The organism is Rubritalea tangerina (assembly GCF_042683245.1).
Taxonomy (GTDB): domain Bacteria; phylum Verrucomicrobiota; class Verrucomicrobiia; order Verrucomicrobiales; family Akkermansiaceae; genus Rubritalea; species Rubritalea tangerina.
In genome coordinates, this window is sequence record NZ_JBHUJB010000005.1 from 158814 (window position 1) to 180133 (window position 21320).

Below are 21320 nucleotides of genomic sequence, written 5' to 3' on the forward strand. Positions count from 1 at the left end.
GAGTGAAATGAGGCTTGTCATTTCGTCTAGAGTGAATATCAGTTTTCTGTATGGATAGTACTTGTAGTATATTGATCCCCTCGAATGTTAAGATTGGATATGGGAGGTCGGTGATTGCTGAAGTTGCTGAAGGAATAAAGTTGGGTGAAGGGACGCATTATTTATTGGCACGGAATGGCAGGGGGAAGACAACCTTGTTGAGGTCTCTGGCAAGGGTACTTAAGTTACAAGCAGGCGAATTTACCGTTTCTGGACGAGTGCAGTTTGTGCCAGAGGATATTGAATACAATTCACATCTGCCAGCCAGGGTGATACTTGGTTCCCTGGTGGAAAGAGAGAGGCTTGAGGAATGCTACAGATTTGCTGATCGAATTGAGCTCGATTTAAAAAAGCCCTACCGTAGTTTATCAACTGGCAATAAGCGAAAGATTAGCTGGCTGATGGCTGAGTTTTCGTGCGATCCTGATAGTGGGGATGTTTTATTGTTAGATGAGCCGTTTACTGGTGTGGATTCATATGTACGAGAAGCTTTTATGGAATATTGGGAGAGTTGTGATTCAGGGGTCTGTAGGTTGGTTAGTTGTCATCCAGACTTCGATAGTATGTCAATTCGCAGTGCTGTATTGATATCAGAGGGGCGCATAACGGCTATGGATTCGAGTGAGGGCTACAGATGGGGAGATCTGAAGGGAGGGTTGTTATAATGAAGAAGGTTTTTAAATTATCACTGATTACGGTGGTGTATGAAAAGGTTGTTTTTTTGGTGCTCATATTGGCTGCGCTTGTGCCATTTGTAATGGCGGAAATGACGAATCACCAAATTAGCAATATTGTTATTGAGCCTGCTAGGGCTCAAGCTGCATGGCAGTTTGCGTGGATATCGAGCTTTTTTTGGTTGTTGTATCAATCTGCAAAGATTGGAGGGGATCACAGTAAAAGTGGTTTAGGTCTCTATTTCAGTAGCAAGGGGGTTAGTAAGGGAGCTCAACTACTTGGTTTGTGGCTGAGCGTATTTCTTGTAGTGTTGTTAGTGGTGCTAATATCTGCATTGGTTTGTGTTCTAGCGGCAAGGCCTCAAGATGCTTTAGAGGGGCGACATTGGTTAGTCTTGAGCATGCAGCATTCATGTCTTATGGTACTGGTTTTAGGGCCTTTAAGCATGTTTGCGATTGCTTTGGCTAGCCGTTTGGGGACGACAGTTGGTTATGTGTTTTCGTTGGGGTGGGGCTTAGTGGGGGTTTATGGTGTGATTGTCTTAGAAAAGGTTGTCGTGGCCAAAGACTTCATCATGCTTGACATTATATATGTGATGCTACCTCATTATTACTTAGCTGACTTGACCCATAGGTTTGTGCATAAGCAAGGGGCTTTAAATAATGCTGAGTTTTTCGCAGTATTTGAATATATGAGTGGTTGGGCTATTCTTATTTCAACTACCAGTTTAGTGTTGTTTTCAAGTAAGCAGAAGTGATGAAACGTTGTTTAGTGGTATTGTTTTTTGTTTTGGCTGCTATTGTTTTGATAGTGAGGGGGTACAAGGGGGCGGCTCACATTGTTGGTGCTACAGAGTTAAATCCATTGGGGTTGAAGAATAGCCCTTATGGTGCGATTGTAGGGCTAGCTTTACAAGATCCGGTGGATCAGATCCATCATGGAGGTAGAGATCACAGTCACATGGATGGGCATCATCATGATGAACATGGGAATCACATTTCTCCGCCTCACGGTTCCACTGGTCACTCAGATGGTATGCATACAGGCGGGCTGGAAGAGGCTCAACCATGGCCCATGAGGGCCAAGCGCTATATGGTTGGAATGGAGTCAAAGATAAGACAAGATAATAATCCATATGGGAGGGGTAGAGCTGTGTTAGATTACGAGGATAAGAAAGTACGTGATCTCACGCTCTTGGCCTACGAGATGGATCCAACAAACTATGCGAACTATAATAACTTAACCTACTTTTACCTGACTTCACCGATGATAGCAGGGGATCGTAAGGAGGCAATGTACGCGCTGGCTGAGAGAACCATACATGAATGTTCAAAAGACTACACCAATCCTGAGAAAGCTTTAACAGCTGCCTCGGCTGCAGAAAATGTTATGATCTGGAAGAGTGAGGGGATTGAGCTGTCAAAATTTAATGAAATTCGAACATATTATGATCGGTTTGAATCCCTTGTGAAAGTTTTTGAAAAGAGTTGGGATGTTGCCTACAAAGAGGGAAGGCTCAGTGGAATGACTGAAGAGCGGGCCTATGAAATAGAAGGACGCTATAAGTTGTTTAGTTATAATTTAAAAGAATACAAAAAAAAGATAGTCGCAGCGGAGGCTAACAATTTGTAATAATTTCGCATTCTTTTCGATTGTAACTCTACCGTTATACAAATTGTAAAAAATGACTCCTCATCAAAGGTGGACAACTTGCTTCTAGCGGTCGATTTACAAGTTCTTTAGGTTCATAGGGGGGGGGCGAGGCCCTTAAGGGGGAGGTATGGAAAGGGGGGAGGAGGGGGAGGTATGGAAAGGGGGGAGGTATGGAAAGTGCATAAAACGCGCGGTGTTAGACTCGCGCGTTTTTTTGTAGATTTGCTTTAGAAGGAGAAGATTTCACCTTCATTGAAGAAGCGCTTGAGCTCAGCTGCAGCGGTTTCGGTGCTGTCTGAGGCGTGGCAGACGTTGATCATCATCGTTTCGCCGAAGTCGCCACGGAGTGTGCCAGCTGGAGCTTCCTGAGAATTGGTGGGGCCGAGAAGGTCGCGTACGCGAGAAATCGCGTTATCGCCTTCGAGGGCGAGAGCGATGACGGGAGTTTTTTGCATGAATGCGACGATTTCGGGGAAGAAGGGCTTGTCTGCAACGTGCGCGTAGTGTTCAGCGAGGAGTTCGTCACTGAGCGTCATCATTTTGATGCCACGAATGGTGAGGTTTTCCGCGAGGAAGCGCTGGAGGACGGTGCCGGAGAGGTTCTTTTCAATGGTATCTGGTTTGAAAAGGATGAGAGTGGTTTCAGTTGCCATGGGCTTGGATTAATGGACTGGTAGGAGTCTGACAAGAGAATTGTCACTGGGTTGGTTAGAGGGGGGAATCAGGAGATGTGTTGGCTAGTTTACTGAAAATGCTTGCTTTATAGTGGATACAGGCTTAAGTGTCCGCGTCCCGAGTAGGGAGGTCTGGTTCATGAAGGACTGGTCCTGAACACATTAATTCAAAATGAGCGATATTACTATCAACCCGAAAGACTACCAACTTCACGAAGGTGACACCGGTAGTGCCGATTATCAGATTGCACTTCTTACTGTACGTATTCTTCACCTCACGGATCACATGAATGCGAACAAGAAGGACATTTCCAGCCGTCGCGGTCTTCTCCGTTTGGTGGCTCGCCGTCGTAAGCTTCTTGATTATCTTAAGGCAAACTCAGAAGAGCGTTACCAGAAGGCTATTAAAGGTCTTGGTCTTCGCCGCTAAGTTACTTTTGAAAGGTCACGGCTCACTCCGTGGCCTTTCTTATTTATACCCACACCACGCATCACACCAATCTCACGAATGTTTGCAAAGCAAGTGGCGTGAGTATCATTATTATCAAAAAGATGAGTGTCATTCGTGAGCTTTGTGGTTAAGTGCGAATCAGTTAATTTTGGGAGGAATGATGGAACGTCATCTGACTTCCTTCCTGAGCTGAGCGGAAGGTCCGCTGAGTTCGAAGACAAAAAAGCGCAGCGCTTCAGAAAAGGTGCTGCGTGTGACGAAAAGAAGAAAAATGAATACACATAAAGTAACGAGCCAGGTCGGCTCAAACCCTATCAGTTTTGAAACTGGTAAAATGGCTAAACTCGCAGATGGCGCAGTGGTAGTCACATCAGGTGAAACAACAGTACTTGTGACTGCATGTTCCCTCACAAAAATCAAGCCGGGTCAGTCCTGGTTCCCGCTCTCTGTTGAGTACAAAGAGCGCGCATTCGCCGCTGGTGTTTTCCCAGGTGGCTACTTCAAGCGTGAAGGTCGTCCAACTGAGAAGGAAATTCTCACATGCCGCATGACTGACCGCCCGCTTCGCCCACTTTTCCCGAAAGGTTACCTCTACGAGACTCAGATCGTAGCGCTCATGCTTTCTGCTGACGGCATCAACGATGCTGACATCCTTTCCATGAACGGTGCTTCCGCAGCACTCGTGGTTTCTGACATTCCATTCGCACGTCCAGTCGGTGCAGTGCGTGTGGGACGTATCGATGGTGAGTTCGTGGTGAATCCAACATTCGAGCAGCGTGAAGAGTCTGACCTCGACCTTGTTTACGTTGGCGACAAAGAAAACGTGATCATGATCGAAGGTGGTGCTGACCAGATTCCTGAAGAGGAATTCATCAAGGCGCTTCGCTTTGCTCAGGAAAACGTGCAGAAGCTTGTTGAAGCTCAGGAAGAGCTCAAGGCTGTGGCTGGTAAGCCAACACGTGAGTACGAAGTTTCTGTAGCTAAGCAGGACCTTCTCGACATTGCTTACGAAGTAGCTGGTGACCGTATCGAAGGTGCTATCTATGCTGACTCCAAGGTTGAGCGTGCTAAGAAAGTTGGCGCACTTCGCGACGAAGTTGAAGCAACCATTCTTGAGCGTTTCCCTGAAACTACTGAGTTCGAAATCGAGCAAGCATTCGAATTCCTTCAGAAGAAGGCATTCCGCATCTCCATTCTCGACAAAGGTCAGCGTGCTGACGGTCGTACTCCAGCAGATCTCCGCCCACTTTTCGCGGAAGAAGGTCTCCTTCCACGCGTTCACGGTTCTGCACTTTTCGCGCGTGGTGAAACACAAGCTCTCGCGGTTTCCACACTGGCTCCAGCAGATGAGCGCCAGTACTTCGACAACTACGCAGGTGGCGAAGACAGCAAACGCTTCATCCTTCACTACAGCTTCCCTCCATTCTCTGTGGGTGAAGCAGGCCGCTTCGGTGGTCTCAACCGTCGTGAAATCGGTCACGGTAACCTCGCTGAGCGTTCCATCGCACCAGTGATTCCTGACGAAGACGACTTCCCATACGCAGTGCGTACTGTTTCTGAGGTTCTTGAATCTAATGGTTCCTCCTCCATGGCGACAGTTTGTGCGGGCACCATGTCCCTTCTCGGTGCAGGTGTTCCACTTAAGGCTCCTGTTTCCGGTATCTCTGTTGGTCTCGTGACTGACTTCGACGAAGACGGGAACATGGTTCGCTACGAGCGTCTCCTCGACATCATCGGTTCTGAGGATTTCTACGGTGACATGGACTTCAAACTCTGTGGAACTCCAGACGGTGTGACATCCTACCAGCTTGACCTCAAGCTTCCGGGCATCCCACTTAGCATCCTCGAAGAAGCTATTTACCAAGCGAAGGACGGCCGTGCGCTCGTTCTCGACAAGATGCTTTCCGTAATCGCTGAAACGAAGTCTATCTCTGAGCACGCTCCACGTATCGAGTCCGTCAAGATTGACCCAGACAAGATCGGTATGCTCATTGGCCCTGGTGGTAAGAACATCAAGGCGATCCAGGCTGAGTCTGGTGCTGAGCTCAACATCGAAGATGACGGCACAGTTCACATCTACGCATCTAAGGGCGAGGCTCTCAACCGTGCGAAGGAAATGGTTGAAATGATGTTCGCTGAAGTTGAGCAGGGTAAGACTTACACAGGTAAGATCGTTTCCTGCACAAAGTTCGGAGCTTTCATGGAAGTACTTCCAGGTAAGGACGGGCTCATCCACATCTCCGAGCTTGCAGAAGGCCGCGTAGAGAAGACTGAAGACGTTGTATCTGTTGGTGACGAAGTCACCGCGAAGTGCATCGGAATCGACGACAAAGGACGCGTGAAGATGTCTCTCCGTGCAGCAGCACGTGATGCGAAGAAGGCTGCAGAAGGTTCAGAGGAGTCTGAAGCGGTAGAAGCGTAATTCTTACGTTTTACCTCGCGACAGCAGCCAAAGACTCAAATCAATGGGCCACTGAGGAGTTTTCTCAGTGGCCCATTTTTGTGGGTGAATTTGTTAAAGAAGAGGTTTATTCAGCGTTTTGTTCTGAAGTAGTTGGTTCCTCTAGGACTTTAGTGTCGGCGCTGACAAAGAAAATGGTACCCAATGATAGGCCTAAACCTGCCAAAATGAACACGGCAATTAGAATAAAGAGGCAAGATTTCATGTCGGGAACGTTAGTGGGCGTGGTTCTCCACGTCGAGAATCTTTGTGAGAGAAAAAATGCATTTATTGGAAGTGATTGTTGCTAGATTACTTGAGGGTGTTAGTAGGAAAAATGTGTCAAAAAATGCTTGCGTGGTTCTGGGGATTGTGTAGAAAACCGCCGCCGCAGGCGACAAAGCGGGTGTAGCTCAGTGGTAGAGCGCGACCTTGCCAAGGTCGATGTCGTGAGTTCGAATCTCATCACCCGCTCCATTTTCTCAAGAAGGTGGTTCGCCAGCAGCAAAACAACAATCTGATAATGCGGGTGTAGCTCAGTGGTAGAGCGCGACCTTGCCAAGGTCGATGTCGTGAGTTCGAATCTCATCACCCGCTCCATCAGATAGGTAGAGATAGCGAGCCAAGTGGCTCGTTTTTTTGTTTGTGAGGGCTGCATTTGAGTTGCATCGCACGGATATAGCGGCTGAAATGGAGCTTCATTCTAACTGCTATCAGACTTTGAATACACCAGAATCCCAGAACTCCCAGCTCCATTCGACAATTGAAGAAATAAGCCATGAATTTGCCATTGCGGGAGATTTTGTGGAGGGGCATGAAATCAATTCAGGTCATATTAATACGACGTACTTAGCGACTTATCGTCGCGAGAGTGGCGAGATCCGTCGCTATATTTTGCAGCGAATTAATGAGCAGGTTTTCAAGGATCCTCTTGCTGTGATGCACAATGTTGAATGTGTGACGCGACACATCAATTGGAAGGTGTTGAGAGTGAAACGCGATTTAGGTGGGCAGACGTTAAACTTATATCCGGCTCGTGGGGGACGATTTTATGCGCGAGGAGAAGGCGGGGGTATCTGGCGTTGCTATAATTTTATTGAGGGCTGTCAGACGTATGACATTGTGGAGAATACGCGTCAGGCCTACCAGGCTGCACGCGCCTTTGGGTCTTTTCAGGATTTGGTGGAGGACATCCCGGCTGAGGATATCATAGAGACAATTCCTGACTTTCATCATACGCCGAAACGCTATGCGAGGCTGATGGAGGTGGTTGAGAATGACCCGATGGGGCGTAGAGCTGGAGTTGAGAAAGAGATCGCATTTGTAAGAGAGCGTGCGGAACTGTGTGCGACATTGGTGGATTTGCTGAAAGAAGGGAAGTTACCGGCTAGAATCACGCACAATGACACGAAATTGAACAATGTGATGATGGATGCGGAGACTGACGAGGCGGTGTGTGTGATTGATTTAGACACAGTGATGCCAGGGCTCTCACTCTATGATTTTGGTGACCTCGTGCGTACAGCAACTAGTCCAGCAGCCGAAGATGAGACTGATCTGAGCAAGGTGGAAATGAGGATGCCTATGTTTGAGGCATTAGCTGAAGGCTATTTAGATGGTTGTGACTGCCTTACACCGCTTGAGATTGAGCATCTCGTAACGGGGGGGAAAGTCATTACCCTCGAGACTGGCATACGCTTCCTTACGGATTATTTGGAGGGGGATGTGTACTTTAAGACGCATTACGGCGAGCACAACTTAGACCGTTGCCGGACTCAGCTCAGGCTTGTTGAGTGTATCGAGCAGAATGAGCCAGAAATGCGCGATTTTGTGAAGCGGGTATCACGCGCGATAAACTAATAGGTCTGATTTAATCATGGGCTTACCAAGCAGCTCCATTCTCGGGAGTGTGATCCAAAGTGGGATCAACTGAGCCTTGTGATCTATCGTATTCAGCGCAAAATGCAAATGGCACACCAGAGGCTGGTACTTCCCACAAGTAGGTGTATTCACCTCCGTCGGAAGGACATTGAAGGGCTTGTTCAAAGGGGGTGTCTGGGCCAATGAAGTCTGCCTCTTCTATGATATCACCAGTAGTGAGGTTATTGAGGTTTTGGTATGAGCGCACCGCTTTTTGTATCTGTGAAATTTGAGCAATGCATGCAGATCGATCGGAAGCTTCTCTGTAGTATTTAGCGCTGACGAATAAGGCTGAGATCAGGCTGATGATCATGGAGATAACGACGGTGAGCTCAATGAGCGTCACGCCACGACGCGGTGTGCGGGGGAAATGGGGGGACATGCTTACTGGGGGGGTTGGCCACTTATAGCCTAAAAAGTGGCGTTGTTCAACGATAAACGTTTGTTTTGTATTTGGTGCTCAGTGGATTGTGGCTAGGAACTGTACCCTTTGGGGTTTTGAGACTGCCATTGCCAGGCTGATTCGACCATGGAGGAGAGGTCGAGTTGGGCTTTCCAGCCGAGTTCAGCTTCAGCTTTTGATGGGTCGCCAGTGACTTCAGCGATATCGCCTGGGCGTCTGGGGCCGACTGCATAGGGGACGGAATGACCGCAAGCAGCTTCGAAGGCTGTGATCATCTCGAGGACTGAGTAGCCACGGCCTGTTCCAATATTGTAGATGTGAACCCCTGGGGAGTGGGCGAGTTTTTCGATGGATTTAACGTGTGCTTGGGCAAGGTCGACGACGTGGATGTAGTCGCGGACTCCGGTACCGTCTGGGGTTGGCCAGTCGTTACCGAAGACGGTCACTTTTTCACGAATGCCCGCAGCAACTTGGCTGACAAAGGGGAGGAGGTTGTTGGGGTAGCTAGGGTCTTCACCAATGCGGCCGGAGTGGTGGGCTCCGACTGGGTTAAAGTAGCGTAGAATAGCGACGTCCCAGTTTTCAGCCTGAGCAGTATCAAGGAGGATTTGTTCCATCATAGCTTTGGTGTGACCGTAGGGGTTCGTGGCACGAATGGCGGCGGTCTCGTTTACGGGGATGGAATCTGGGTCACCGTAGACGGTGGCTGATGAGCTGAAGACTATTTTACTGACTCCATGTTTTTTCATCATTTGATAGAGATTGAGGGAGCCAGTGATGTTGTTGCTATAGTAATCGAGTGGTTTTTCGACGGATTCTCCCACTGCTTTAAGAGCGGCAAAGTGGATGACGGAATCGATATCTGGTTCTTGGGTGAAGACTTGATCGAGGGCGTCTTGGTCCATGAGGTCGACCTGATAGAAGGTGACTGTGCGGCCACTAATTTCTTCAACTCGACGGATGGCTTCGTGGCAGGAATTACAATAATTGTCGATGAGGACGAGTTCGTAGTCACCTTTTAGGAGTTCGACATTTGTGTGAGAGGCAATGTAGCCCGCGCCGCCAGTGAGAAGAATTTTTTTCATAATGAGAGTGAGTGATGCTGGGCATCTGGAACAGGCATGCCTTCTTGGATGGGAAATGTATAGTGAAAAGCTCAGCCAAATCTGACTGAGCTTTAACTATTTTGTGCCTGATCTTTATCCTGTGCTGGATTGAAAGAGCGCGCTTATCTCTGAGTGCGCACTTTGGTCGATTCCAATGGAGGCTATAGATATGTAAGGATTTCCTTTGGATCGTTGCTGACAGCGTGTGCGACTTTCGGCAATGAGGAGAGGCAAGCAAGGCGTTCAGGCACCTCTACGGGTCCTGAGCCGAGCTCTTGTTCCATAGTGGGCAGGAATTTTGATGGGTGGGCAGTTTCTAGAACGATGCAGATATCTTCAGGTGAGGCCTGCAGCCAGGCTTCAGCAGCGAGTACTCCGACCGCACCGTGTGGATCGATGGTGTAGGAAGTTTGGTCTTTGACGGCACGGATTGCTTGTCGCGTCTCATCATCGTCGAATGCGAGCCCAGAGATATTTTCGCGCATGGATTCCCAGTCATTTTCGAAGAGGTTTTTCATACGCGCGAAGTTGGAAGGAGCGCCTACGTCCATCGCATTTGAAATGGTAGGAGTGGAAGCTAGAGGGGCGTAGTTGCCGTCAGCAAGGTAACGCGGAACTGTGTCGTTTATGTTCGTGGCTGCGACCCAATGGCGTACAGGGAGACCCAGTTTTTGGGCGAACAGGCCAGCAGTGAGGTTGCCGAAGTTACCACTTGGGATGACGAAGACGGGCTCAGTTCCTTCTGGGAGTTGGCGCGCGGCATGGAAGTAGTAAAATGCCTGAGGGATCAGGCGAGAGATATTGATGGAATTGGCACTCGTGAGGTTGTGTTCTTCCATGAGTTGCCTATCGAGAAAGTTCGCTTTTACCATGGCTTGGCAATCATCGAATGAGCCGTCGACTTCTAGGGCGGTGATATTGCCACCCAGAGTCGTGAGTTGTTTCTCTTGAAGGTCTGAGACTCCTCCTTTGGGGTAGAGGATGATGACGCGCGTCCCTTCGACATTATGAAATGCGGAAGCGACAGCTCCCCCGGTGTCACCAGATGTTGCTACGAGGACGGTGAGCTCTTTGTCATCGTCTTTGGTGAGGTAGGCCATAGTGCGTGCCATAAAGCGCGCACCGAAGTCTTTAAAGGCTAGGGTTGGACCATGGAATAGCTCTAAAATTTGCAGCTGAGGAGAGAGGGGGACGAGTGGGGCATCAAAGGTGATGGCTTCATCGACAATTTGTTTGAGAGCATCGGCTGGGATACTATCACCGAGGATTTGTTTGGCCACATGGAAGCCAAGCTCATTGAGTGGCATATCGCGCCAAGTTTCCCAGAATGTCTCGGGGAGTGGCGTTATGGTTTCGGGCATGTAGAGGCCATTATCGGCGGGGAGTGACCGGACTACCGCTTCTTTGAGATCGACGCGAAGGTCTTTATTGTTGGTTGAGTAAAATTGCATGAACAGAAATGGTTAGATGGGAGTCGTCTAGATGACGTGGACGCCTTGTTCATTGATGGGGGAGACATAGGGCTGGTTGGTGAGCCCTATGTCAGTGAACACCTTTGAGACAGCGGCGGCGACTTTTTTAGCAGTATCTTGTCCTTCACAGAGAGCGAAGACTGAGGGGCCGGCACCTGAGATGGAGAAGCCCAGGGCTCCATTTGCGATTGCGGCACGTTTTGCTGCATAAAACTCGGGGATGAGTTTTTGGCGACGAGGTTCCGCGATCACATCATGGATGGAGCGCGAGATCATGCCGTAGTCTTCCTGGATTAGGCCGCAAATGAGGCCGCCGAGGTTACCAATTTGTTGGGTAGCATTGTCGAGTGGGATGTCTTTGGGGAGGATTTCTCGAGCGACTTTGGTAAGAATTTCGATATCTGGGTGAACGACTGCCGCATAGAGGTTCTTCGGGACGGGGATTTGGGCGATATCTAATTCCTGATTGGAGCGAATGAAAACGATACCGCCGAGTAGCGAGGGCCCCACGTTATCAGCGTGATAAGCACCATCCGCACTCGCTTCTCCAGCCATAGCGAAGGGGAGGAGTTGTTTTTTTGATAGTGGTTCACCAATCAGTTTATTCACAGCATATGCTCCAGCAACAGCGGAAGCTGCTGAGGAACCGAGGCCGGAGCCGAAGGGCATCTTTTTATGGATTTCCATTTCAATGCCGCGGTCGGTCATGCCGAGATGGCGAAGGAGGTCGAGAGCTGCGACACCTGCCGTGTTGCCTTCTACTGTTTTGGGGAGTTTCCCATTGTCTCCCGTAATCTTGGTAATTCGAAGGCCAGGCTTATCAGAATGTCTTACTACGACTTCGTCACCAGGGGCGTTGATGGCGAAACCAAGGACGTCATAGCCACAGGCAACGTTTGCAACAGTTGCTGGGGCGAATACGCGGACTTCTTTTGGTTCTTCTTTTACCATAGTGCCGCAGCTCTTAGCAGAGATAGGCTAGGTGTCCTAGTGCTATTTAAGTCATGCAATGAGGAAAATGTGCTATCTCTTTTTTAGGGGGAAGCTGCGATAGGGCTTAGTTTTTCCTTTCGTTGGGTAAAGTCTGTTATCGCTGGAGTGCTTGTTGATTGGAGGGAAGAGAGAGATTGGTAGGAGACTCTTTGCAGGCGAGATGCGCTTCTAGCAGTTAGGGTGGCTATGGCTCATTGAGATCGATGCAAATCGGGGAGTGGAGATGCATGTTCAAATATGGAATGGGCTCAGGGGGGGAGGCGGCTACATCCACACCACACTAGAAGATGAGAAAGCGCTTTTTGCGTTTGGCTTTTCGTTTGTATTTGCCGTCGCCGACGGAGAGGACTTCGACTTTGACTTGAGTGAGCCCTTTGTGATGGAAGTCGAGTTTTTTGGCGGCGCGAGGTGTGACGTCGATGACGCGGCCGGGGATGAATGGACCCCGATCGTTGAGTCGCATTTTCACTGATTTACCATTTTCGAGGTTAGTGACTTTGACTTCGCAGGGCAGTGGGAGTGTTTTATGGGCTCCGGAGACGTGCCAAGGTTGTACTTTTTCACCAAGTGATGTGTTGCCCCTTTTGAAGCCTAGCCAGCTTGATTCATCGTACCAAGAGGCGATGCCGACTTCGCTGTGGTTAAGGGCTTGGTTGACAGACATTGGTTGATAGTGGGTGCCGCGAATCGTGTAGGAACGAGTCATGTAGCCTTGGTAGCCAGATGAGCAAGAGATTGTAAAAATAGGTAAGGCTAACAGGAAAGTGAGAGTCAGCAATCTACGCATGACGGGAGTGTAGGTAGAAGTAGGGGGTGGTGTCACATAGAAAGTGCATTTTCTGTTGCGTTTTACAGAAGCTGTCTAATGATGTGTTAGGTTGATGAATCGAATAGTCGAGCCAGAGATATTGGACACTTTGTCGCCGGATGATCCGGCGGCTATGCGAAGCCGCGCCGACTTAAGGTTTGTGAATGTGATGATGGGGGGGGAACGATGGATTGTGAATGAGATAGCTGGGTTTGAGGATGTCGAATGTGTTATTGAGTTAGGTGCTGGTGAAGGGAAGTTAAGTAGTCGAATTAAAGAGGCCTATCCTCAGTTAGAAGTTTTAGCGATGGATTTACAGGGGCGGCCAAGGGGGGTGCATGGTGGAGTGAAGTGGAAGCAAGGAGATGTTTTGGGGGCTGGATTAGCGGCTGGTAAGGAGACTTTGGTAGTGACGAATATGTTCTTGCACCATTTGGATGAAGGGCAGTTGAGGAAGTTAGATGAGATGTTTAGTGATGTGGGGGGGTGGATTTGTCATGAGCCAGTGCGTTCTTCATCGGCTTTATTTTGGGGGAAATTGATCCGGCCATTGATGGGGAGAGTGACGCGTCACGACATGATTGTGAGTATAAAAGCTGGGTTTGTTCCGGGCGAGCTTGGTGAGAGTTTGGCACTACAGGGGAGTTGGCATGAGGAAGTTGGAATGTTTGGCAGCTTGCGTAGTAAGGTGGTTTGCGAGTGAGTGATGTGAAGATTGTGGGAGGTGGGCTCGCGGGGCTTTCACTGGGGATAAGTTTACGAAAGCAGGGGGTTGCTGTAGAAGTTTCTGAGGCTGGAAGGTACCCGCAGCACAAGGTTTGTGGTGAATTTATCTGTGGGGTTGAGGATGAAGTTTTGAAGGACTTGGGGGTTTTAAATTTACTAGATGATGCTCTGGTACACAGGCGAATGCTGTGGTGGGTGGACGATGAGTGTGTTTTAGAGCGTGCCTTACCGAGTCCAGCTAGGGGGATATCTCGTTATGTGTTAGATGAACGTTTGGCCGGCGAGTTTGAGAAGCTGGGTGGGGATTTACGTGTTGGGGAACGCGCAGGGGGGGCAGATGGTGAGGGGATTGTATGGGCTGCTGGGAAATCCAAGAAAGGTGGGAAGCGATGGATTGGTTTGAAAGCGCATTTTCTGATGGAGGGGCTCGATGGGCTTGAAATGCATGTAGGGAATGGTGGTTATATGGGTTTATGTGAGGTGAGTGCAGGAGTGGTTAATGCTTGTGGTTTATTTTTGATTGATGGGGAGGGGAAAGGCCGGGGTAAGGAGCTAATTCTTGCTTACCTGAGAGCCAATGGAATGCATAGTTTAGCTGAGAGGTTAGATGGGGCGAGTATGGATGAGGCATCTTTCTCCGCGACAGCGGGCTTTGAGCTAGGTCAGCAGCAAAGAAGGGGGCGAGTGTGTATAGGAGATAGCCTTAATTTGATTCCACCCTATTCGGGAAATGGTATGAGTATGGCATTAGAGTCGAGCCACTTGTTATCACCGTTGTTAGTTAACTACGCAGGAGGTGCACTCTCTTGGACTGATTTAAGTGCGCGCTACGAGCGAGAGACCCAGCAGATGTTTAAGCGGCGCATGCGTACGGCCCAGTTTTTTCACCCACTCTTTTTTCACCCACTGGGAAGGGAGGCTTTAGGACGGTTAAGCCGTTGGAGGCTTCTTCCTATTACCCAATTATTTTCACGACTCAGAAGACCATGATATTGCAATCGATAGCTAGTTCATTTCCAGAATCATCTTATAGTCAAAGTGCCTGCTTAGAGGGGATGGAGCAGGCTGATTTTTGGCCCTGCCTTGATGGTAGGTCACGGGTTTTATTAAGCAAAGTGTTAGGTGGGGACAGTGGGATAGATAAGCGTCACTTTGCATTGGATCGTCTAGAGGATGCTTGGAGTCGAGATGCTCAGGAGCTTAATGAGGCGTATGAGAAGGATGCTCCACGCGTTGCTTCTGGAGCAGTGAGGAAGGCATTAGAGAAGGCGGGTGTGAAGGTTGAGGAGGTTGATGCTTTGTTTGTCTGCAGCTGTACGGGTTTTTTATGCCCTGGAGTGAGTTCTCATTTAGCGGAGCAATTAGGTATGAGGGCTGATGTTCTGTTACAGGATATGACTGGGTTAGGGTGTGGTGCAGCAGTGCCTATGCTGCGTGTGGCATCCGGATTCCTAGCTCAAAACCCAGATGCGATAGTGGTGACGGTGGCTGTAGAGATCTGTTCGGCGGCATTTTATGTGGAAGATGATTTTGGGGTATTGATCAGTACGTGTTTGTTTGGAGACGGAGCTTCAGCTGGAGTTTGGAAAGGTGTTGGGGCGGGGCTTTCAGTAGGGGCCTTTGAGTCCATCCATATGCCCGAGGAAAGGGAGATGATTCGTTTTACTAATGCTCAAGGAAAATTGCGTAATCAGTTAGATAGAAAAGTTCCAGAGTTAGCAGGGAAAGCAGTGGAAGCGTTGTACCAGAAAAGAGAGCTGCTAGAGCCTACCCATTGGGTAACTCACGGAGGAGGGAGAGATGTTATTGAACAGCTAGAGGAAGTTTTACCCATTAAAGAGAATACCTTGGCACGGCGTGTTATGAGAGAGTATGGCAATTTAAGTAGTCCGTCGGTTTTGGTGGCTTTAGAGATTTTGTTAGATGAGGATCCCGAAGCGGATAGGATATGGATGTGTAGTTTTGGGGCGGGTTTTTCGGCACACAGTTGTGAATTAATCCGGGTTTCTTGAGTATTTGGAGTTGCAGGAATGGAGATGGGGATTATTTTGGAGGCCACTTAGCGCAATGAGATGCTCCCGTGTTGAATCCCGAATAGACACAGCGGCTCAGCTTACCAGTGACCATGGTAGTTTAGCCACGGCTTGTGTGACGAGGGGAGTAAACAAACGTTTTTGTTTCATGTGGCGGCGCGTTGCTATTGGTTGTTTAATATTAGTGTTAGTGGGGTGTGCGGCAAAGCCACCGGCGTCTCAGATGCTGAAGGTTGAGGAGATGGCGCCTGACAGCTGGACAGCGAGTAAGGAAGGGAAGGCTGGTGTGGATCGGCAGTGGGTTCAGAGCTTTGGGGATGAGAGTTTGAATAAGTTAGTGGCTGAGGCCGTGTCGCGGAATCCGGACATGCGGGCTGCTGCTGAGCGTGTGGTTCAGGCAAAGAAGGCGGCTTATTTGGCTGGGGCTTCAGCTAGACCGACCTTGGCTGCTGAGGTGAAGGCGGACAGGAGCAAGCGACAATTCATTGGTTTGCCATTTGGTGGTTCCTCGGTTGAGAATGGGAGTTTTGCGGATCTGACGGTGAATTGGGAGATTGATTTATGGGGGCGTATTCGCATGGGGCAAGTGGCAGCGATATCGGATGCTCAGGCGGCTGAGTTAGATGCAAAGGCTGCGGAGGCGGCATTGGCTGCGGAGGTTTGTAAGGCGTGGTTTGCATTGGGTGAGGCCAATGAGCAGCTGCGTTTATCAAAGGAGGTGACTGAGATTCGGGCCTCTTCTGTTGAATCGATTCGTGAGAGGTTTGAGCAAAATTTAGGTGGGGACGGAGGTTCTGCGAGTCAATTACGGCTGGCTCAGACGGATTTGGCCAATTCAGAAGCGACGGTTTCTCAGCGTGAGAGTGAAGTGCGGTTAGCGCAGCGGCGTTTGGAGTTATTGTGTGGAAGGTATCCAGCGGCTAAGCTGAAGGGGGCGGGGAATCTCACTCGCATGCCGAAGAGGCCGCCGGGTGGGGTGCCATCGAGTTTATTACAGAGGCGTCCAGATGTGATTGCTGCGGAGCGCAGGTATGCAGCATCGGTGGCGCGTGTAGAGGAAGCCAAGCGGGCATTATTTCCGATTATCAGCCTGACAGGTTCTGCTGGGACGGCGAGTGATGCTTTAGAGCAGATTGTAAATAACAACTTTAGTACATGGTCCTTAGGGACGACGATCACGCAAAATATTTTGACTGGTGGTCGCGTGAAGGGGGAAAAGGCAAGTAGGGAGTCTAAGGAGCGCGAGGAGATGGCAAATCTAGAAGGGGTGGTTTTAGGAGCCTTTGGAGAAGTTGAGAATGCTTTAATGTTAGAAGGGTGGCTGAAGAAGCGCGTTGCTGGGGTCAAGAAGGCATCTGACTTGGCGAGTGATGCAGCAGTGGCGGCTAACAATGACTATCTTGAGGGGAATGGAGACATTCTGACCTTATTATCTGCACAGAGTAGGGCTGTTGAATTGTCTTCACAGTTATTGACCCTGCGAAGGATTCAGTTGGATAACCGGGTTGATTTACATTTGGCGCTCGGAGGAGAATTTAGATTAAAGAAGTAGTAAGCCATGAGTGAGCAACATAGAGTGATTCGGCCCCTTGTGAAATTCATAGCGATGGTTGTGGTCTTAGGGCTTGGTTTTTTGGTGATGGGGTATTTTGTGAACAACCCGAAGAAGGCGCAGCAGAATGAGAGAGAGGAGATTGTGCCTCGGGTTGAGTGGCACATGCTTAAGCAAGAGGCATATGAGGTGGAGTTAAGTGCGCAGGGGCAGGTGGAGGCTGTGACTCAGACTGTATTGGTCAGTGAAGTGGGGGGGGCTGTGGAGTTTTTGTCATCGAAGTTAAAAACGGGAGGAAGATTTGAGAAGGGTGAGTTGATGCTACGGGTGAGTGCCGCTGATTATAAGGCTCAGTTAGAGCAGGCGAGAGCGAATGTGGCTGATGCGGAGTTACAGTTAGCACAGGAAGAAGCGAGGGCGGTTCAGGCATTGCGTGACTGGAAAAAGTTGGGCAGGGGCGGTGAGCCGAGTAGTTTGATTTTGAGAGAGCCTCAGCTCAAAAGTGCGAAGGCAAGGGTTGTGGCTGCGGAGGCGAGTGTGGTGCAAGCGCAGCGCGACCTGAAGCGAACTGAGGTGAAGGCACCATATGCTTGCATGGTGGCCAACGCGTATGTCGACGCTGGCGGGTACTTAGTGAGGACTGGTCGTATTGCGGAGATTTACGAAGCAGATAAAGTGCAGGTTCGTATGCCTATGAGTTTGGTAGACGTGACTTATTTTCCTGAAACCTTGGTGGGATCTGATGTGAGGGTGCGTGCTGAGGTGGGGCGTGCGGTGAAGGATTGGAAAGGGAAGGTGGTGCGAACTGAGGGTATGATAGACCGCTCGACACACACGATGATGGTTGTTGTAGAAATGTTAGAATCTGATGGTGTGGGTATGTTTAAGCTTCCTCCTATTGGGTTGTTTGTGAAGGGGACATTTGGCGGTGTAGAGTTTGATAAGGCTGCACGTCTACCTCGGAAGGCGCTGAGGTCTGGAGATAGTGTGTGGGTAGTGAGCAAGGAGAGCAAACTTGAGGTGAGAAGTGTGAGAGTTGAGAGGCGCGAGCGCGAGTATGTGGTGCTGACGGATGGATTTGTGGATGGGGACAAGGTGATCACGAGTCCGATTGAGCTGCCAATAGAAGGGATGCGGGTTGACCCTGCGGTTGAGTGATGGAAGGGATGATCAAATGGTTTAGCCGCAATCATGTGGCTGGCAATTTCTTGATGTTAGTGATTTTGATCGCTGGTATCACGACGTGGTTTAAGCTGAAGAAGGAAGTATTTCCTGAGACGAGTTTAGATGCGGTGACGGTGAGTGTGCCGTTTCCGAATGCGACCCCTGAGGAGGTTGAGGATGGGATTCTCTTACCCTTAGAGGATGCTGTGGCGGATGTGGATGGTGTGAAGCGTTATACTTCGACAGCCACTGAGGGCTTGGGAGCACTCACAGTGGAGGTTGAGAATGGCTATGACGTGCGCAATGTGATGGATGATGTGAAGGGGCGGGTAGATGCGATTAGCATTTTCCCGGAGCAGGCTGAGAAGCCCATCGTGGAAGAGCTTTTATTGTCCTATCAGGTGATGAGTGTGGCGGTGAGTGCGGATGTGGATGAGATGTCGTTAAGACGGATGGCTGAGCAGGTTCGAGACGGGTTATTAAATTACAGGGCACCTGAGCCGGATAGTTTTTTTGAGCGTTTGGATCAGGCATTGAGGGGGAAGCCGGATATTACGAAGGCTTCCTTAGCGAATGTACGTCCCTATGAGATCTCTATTGAAATTCCCGAAGAGACATTGAGGCGACATGGTTTGACTTTAAACCAGGTGGCGAATGCTTTGAGGGCTGCCTCATTAGACTTACCGGCGGGAAGTGTTAGGGAGAAAAGTGGTGAGGTTGTAGTGAGGGTAAAGGGGAAGGTGAAGGTGGCGGCGGATTTTGCAGAAGTCGTTGTTGTGAGCAGTGAGACTGGCGAGCAGCTGGTGTTGGGGGAAATCGCTAAGATTGTGGATGGATTTGAGGATGTTGATTTGAAAGCGCGTTTTGATGGACGCAATGCTGCTTTGGTCAACGTTTACCGGACGGGTGAGCAGGACACGATGCTCTTGGCCAAGGGGGTGAGAGATTACATTGAGCGCGTGGCTCCAGGGGAGCTTCCTCCGGGAGTGAGTTTGGAGTTATGGAATGATCAGAGTAAGATGTTAGGAGGGCGACTTTCGTTGTTAGGGAGGAATGGAGGATGGGGGTTAGTTTTGGTATTTATCGTTTTGGCATTATTTTTGAGGCCGTCATTAGCTGCATTAGTGGCTATTGGGATACCGGTATCGTTTGCAGGTGGGGTGTGGTTGATGCCTCAATTTGGGGTGAGTGTGAACATGATTTCGCTTTTTGCCTTTATTTTAGTGTTAGGGATTGTGGTGGATGATGCGATTGTTGTGGGGGAGAATGTTTACAGTAGGATTAGGAGGGGTGAGTCTCCTAAGAAAGCGTCGTGGAAGGGGACCCATGAAGTTGGGGTAGTGGTGACATTTGGAATTCTGACGACGATGGCGGCTTTCACACCGATGTTAGGATTGAGTGGGGTGAGTGGGAAGATTTGGCCGAACATTCCATTGGTAGTGATCCCTGTGCTTTTTTTCTCATTGTTGCAATCGAAGTTGGTACTTCCTGCGCACTTAGCATTGCTGAAGAGTCGTGATGCAAACAAGGCAAACCATGGGCCATTGACGCGATTACAGCATTGGATTGCAGATGGATTGGAGTGGTTTATCGAGCATTGTTATCGTCCAGTACTGAGGAGGGTGTTGCATGCTCGTTGGGTGGTTTGGTCAGCGTTTGTCGCTGTGCTTATGATAACGATGGGCTTGGTTGCGAGTAGTCGCGTGCCTTTTGAGTTCATGCCGAAAGTGGAGGGGGACGTAGTATCGGCCAAGTTGGTAATGCCTGTAGGGGTGAGCTTTGAGACGACGGATGCAGCGATTGAGAGGATTGAGGCAGCAGCGCGCAAGGTGGGTGAGGAATATCAAGGCTATGATGGGCAAAGTGTGATTGCGCACTATTTGGCGAGTGCTGGGACGCAGCCATTTCAGACTGGTTTCACACCTGGGAGTGACATGGTGAGCAGCCACCTGGGGGAAATAACTTTAGAATTGATTCCTGCGGCTGACCGGGAGTGGTCAGGTGGAGAGGTCATTTCAGCATGGCGCAGGGAGATCGGGCAAATTCCTGGTGTGGTGGAGTTGTCCTTTAAGCAGGAGACGAATAGTGGTGGGAATGCCATTGATATTGAGATTACAGGAAAAGATTTAGCAGAGCTGAAAGCAGCTGCGGACTATATCACTGATGGGCTTGGTGAGATGACAGGGGTGACTGACATCAGCACCAATTGGAGAATGGGGAAACGGGAGATCGTGTTTCACCGTGATGATTTAACAGATGCGGGGCGCGCACTGGGGTTTACGGTGGCGAGTGTGTCGCAGCAGCTGAGGAGTTCTTTCTTTGGTGATGAAGTGCAGCGGATTCAACGTGGCCGGGATGAGGTGAAGGTGATGGTGCGCTACCCTGAGTATGAGCGTAAGGCATTAGATACCTTGGAGGATGTGCGATTGGTGACACCGAGTGGTGATGAGGTGCCGATTCGTCAGGTCATTCGTGGTGAGGCATACCGTGGGCTTTCGACGATCAACCGAGTAGATGGCAGGCGCTCTATCAGCATAGCCGCTGACATTGATAAGAGTTCAGGAGCCAATGCGAACACGGTGGTTGCAACATTTAATGAATCGGTACTTGGGCCGTTGAGTGACAAATTTCCGGGAGTTACTTGGGGATACCGAGGGGAGCAAGAGGATCAGAATACGAGTGTGAAAGAGATGGGGCAGAAGTTTCTCTTTGCTTTGTTGATGATCTATATTTTGATGGCGATTCCTTTGAAGAGTTACTTGCAGCCATTTATTGTGATGTCAGTGATTCCCTTCGGTTTTGTTGGTGCAGTGGCTGGTCACATATTGTTAGGGATGGATTTGAGCATTATGTCTTTATGTGGCTTGGTTGCTTTGGCGGGTGTGGTTGTGAACGATTCTCTCGTTTTAGTTGAGTATGTGAATCGTCACCGCAAGGATGAGGGTGGCTTGCTGGAAGCGGTTTGGAATGCGGGGGCACGTCGCTTTCGTCCGATTATATTGACCTCCTTGACAACTTTTGCGGGCTTGATGCCGATGTTAACTGAGACTGATATGCAGGCGAAATTTTTGATTCCGATGGCAGTGTCGCTGGGTTTTGGGATTTTATTTGCGACGGCGATCACGCTGATTTTGGTGCCGAGCGTTTACTTGATGCTTGAGGATGTGAAACGATTCACGGGGAGGCTCGTTTTCAAGCGGCAAAGCTAGGG

18 protein-coding genes and 2 tRNA genes are annotated in these 21320 nt (G+C 49.5%); 14 read left to right on the forward strand and 6 right to left on the reverse strand.

Annotated elements, in window-relative coordinates:
- Positions 1-50: 50 nt before the first annotated feature.
- From ACFSW8_RS00760 to ACFSW8_RS00770, 3 genes are read left to right on the forward strand one after another with little or no spacing between them, the layout of a single operon-like run.
- Complete coding sequence (locus tag ACFSW8_RS00760; protein ID WP_377091220.1) at positions 51-704, forward strand: ATP-binding cassette domain-containing protein; 654 nt, start codon at positions 51-53, stop codon at positions 702-704.
- The gene (locus ACFSW8_RS00765; RefSeq protein WP_377177198.1) at positions 704-1471 is read left to right on the forward strand and encodes a hypothetical protein; all 768 of its coding nucleotides are present in this window, start codon (positions 704-706) and stop codon (positions 1469-1471) included. Before ACFSW8_RS00760 ends, ACFSW8_RS00765 begins: the two co-directional genes overlap by 1 nt.
- Positions 1471-2346: a hypothetical protein gene (locus tag ACFSW8_RS00770; protein WP_377177200.1), complete on the forward strand. Its 876-nt coding sequence runs from the start codon at positions 1471-1473 to the stop codon at positions 2344-2346. The genes ACFSW8_RS00765 and ACFSW8_RS00770 overlap by 1 nt, the downstream gene beginning before the upstream one ends.
- Before the next feature lie 248 nt (positions 2347-2594).
- Here the strand turns inward: ACFSW8_RS00770 and ndk are convergent, their stop codons facing one another.
- The gene (gene ndk / locus ACFSW8_RS00775) at positions 2595-3020 is read right to left on the reverse strand and encodes a nucleoside-diphosphate kinase (protein ID WP_377177202.1); all 426 of its coding nucleotides are present in this window, start codon (positions 3018-3020) and stop codon (positions 2595-2597) included.
- Positions 3021-3213: 193 nt separating this feature from the next.
- Here ndk and rpsO point away from each other — a divergent pair, with 193 nt between their 5' ends.
- The 5 genes from rpsO to ACFSW8_RS00800 all read left to right on the forward strand — a co-directional run bounded on the left by rpsO (position 3214) and on the right by ACFSW8_RS00800 (position 7792).
- The gene (rpsO, locus tag ACFSW8_RS00780; protein ID WP_377091212.1) at positions 3214-3471 is read left to right on the forward strand and encodes a 30S ribosomal protein S15; all 258 of its coding nucleotides are present in this window, start codon (positions 3214-3216) and stop codon (positions 3469-3471) included.
- A gap of 292 nt (positions 3472-3763) precedes the next feature.
- Positions 3764-5914, forward strand: coding sequence for a polyribonucleotide nucleotidyltransferase (locus ACFSW8_RS00785; RefSeq protein WP_377091210.1), 2151 nt, complete (start codon positions 3764-3766; stop codon positions 5912-5914).
- A 420-nt stretch (positions 5915-6334) separates the two neighbouring features.
- Positions 6335-6409: transfer RNA gene (locus tag ACFSW8_RS00790), tRNA-Gly, on the forward strand.
- A 48-nt stretch (positions 6410-6457) separates the two neighbouring features.
- A tRNA-Gly gene (locus ACFSW8_RS00795) sits at positions 6458-6532 on the forward strand.
- Positions 6533-6652: 120 nt separating this feature from the next.
- A complete protein-coding gene (locus ACFSW8_RS00800) occupies positions 6653-7792 on the forward strand; it encodes a phosphotransferase enzyme family protein (protein ID WP_377177204.1) in 1140 nt (379 codons plus the stop codon).
- A gap of 22 nt (positions 7793-7814) precedes the next feature.
- On the opposite strand, the gene ACFSW8_RS00805 is transcribed toward ACFSW8_RS00800, so the two are convergent.
- From ACFSW8_RS00805 to ACFSW8_RS00825, 5 genes are all read right to left on the reverse strand, one after another.
- Positions 7815-8234 (reverse strand): type II secretion system protein, encoded by a 420-nt coding sequence (locus tag ACFSW8_RS00805; protein ID WP_377177206.1) that lies wholly within the window; start codon positions 8232-8234, stop codon positions 7815-7817.
- A gap of 92 nt (positions 8235-8326) precedes the next feature.
- The gene (gene galE, locus ACFSW8_RS00810; protein ID WP_377091205.1) at positions 8327-9340 is read right to left on the reverse strand and encodes a UDP-glucose 4-epimerase GalE; all 1014 of its coding nucleotides are present in this window, start codon (positions 9338-9340) and stop codon (positions 8327-8329) included.
- Between the two features lie 182 nt (positions 9341-9522).
- Positions 9523-10812, reverse strand: coding sequence for a threonine synthase (gene thrC / locus ACFSW8_RS00815; protein WP_377091203.1), 1290 nt, complete (start codon positions 10810-10812; stop codon positions 9523-9525).
- A 27-nt stretch (positions 10813-10839) separates the two neighbouring features.
- Entirely contained in the window at positions 10840-11784 is a 945-nt protein-coding gene (locus ACFSW8_RS00820) for a homoserine kinase (RefSeq protein WP_377091202.1), read from the reverse strand.
- Between the two features lie 322 nt (positions 11785-12106).
- Positions 12107-12613, reverse strand: coding sequence for a septal ring lytic transglycosylase RlpA family protein (locus ACFSW8_RS00825; RefSeq protein ID WP_377177208.1), 507 nt, complete (start codon positions 12611-12613; stop codon positions 12107-12109).
- Positions 12614-12707: 94 nt separating this feature from the next.
- Between ACFSW8_RS00825 and ACFSW8_RS00830 the strand changes: the two genes are divergently transcribed.
- The 6 genes from ACFSW8_RS00830 to ACFSW8_RS00855 all read left to right on the forward strand — a co-directional run bounded on the left by ACFSW8_RS00830 (position 12708) and on the right by ACFSW8_RS00855 (position 21318).
- Positions 12708-13337 carry a class I SAM-dependent methyltransferase gene (locus ACFSW8_RS00830; RefSeq protein WP_377091200.1) on the forward strand — a complete coding sequence of 210 codons (630 nt, stop codon included), beginning with the start codon at positions 12708-12710 and terminating at the stop codon, positions 13335-13337.
- Positions 13338-13342: 5 nt separating this feature from the next.
- Positions 13343-14350: an NAD(P)/FAD-dependent oxidoreductase gene (locus tag ACFSW8_RS00835; protein ID WP_377177210.1), complete on the forward strand. Its 1008-nt coding sequence runs from the start codon at positions 13343-13345 to the stop codon at positions 14348-14350.
- Entirely contained in the window at positions 14347-15372 is a 1026-nt protein-coding gene (locus tag ACFSW8_RS00840; protein ID WP_377177212.1) for a type III polyketide synthase, read from the forward strand. The genes ACFSW8_RS00835 and ACFSW8_RS00840 overlap by 4 nt, the downstream gene beginning before the upstream one ends.
- Before the next feature lie 169 nt (positions 15373-15541).
- Positions 15542-16945, forward strand: a complete 1404-nt coding sequence (locus ACFSW8_RS00845) for an efflux transporter outer membrane subunit (protein ID WP_377177214.1) — start codon at positions 15542-15544, stop codon at positions 16943-16945.
- 6 nt (positions 16946-16951) lie between these two features.
- Positions 16952-18103: an efflux RND transporter periplasmic adaptor subunit gene (locus ACFSW8_RS00850; RefSeq protein WP_377091196.1), complete on the forward strand. Its 1152-nt coding sequence runs from the start codon at positions 16952-16954 to the stop codon at positions 18101-18103.
- Positions 18103-21318 carry an efflux RND transporter permease subunit gene (locus tag ACFSW8_RS00855; protein WP_377091615.1) on the forward strand — a complete coding sequence of 1072 codons (3216 nt, stop codon included), beginning with the start codon at positions 18103-18105 and terminating at the stop codon, positions 21316-21318. Before ACFSW8_RS00850 ends, ACFSW8_RS00855 begins: the two co-directional genes overlap by 1 nt.
- Positions 21319-21320 lie beyond the last annotated feature (2 nt).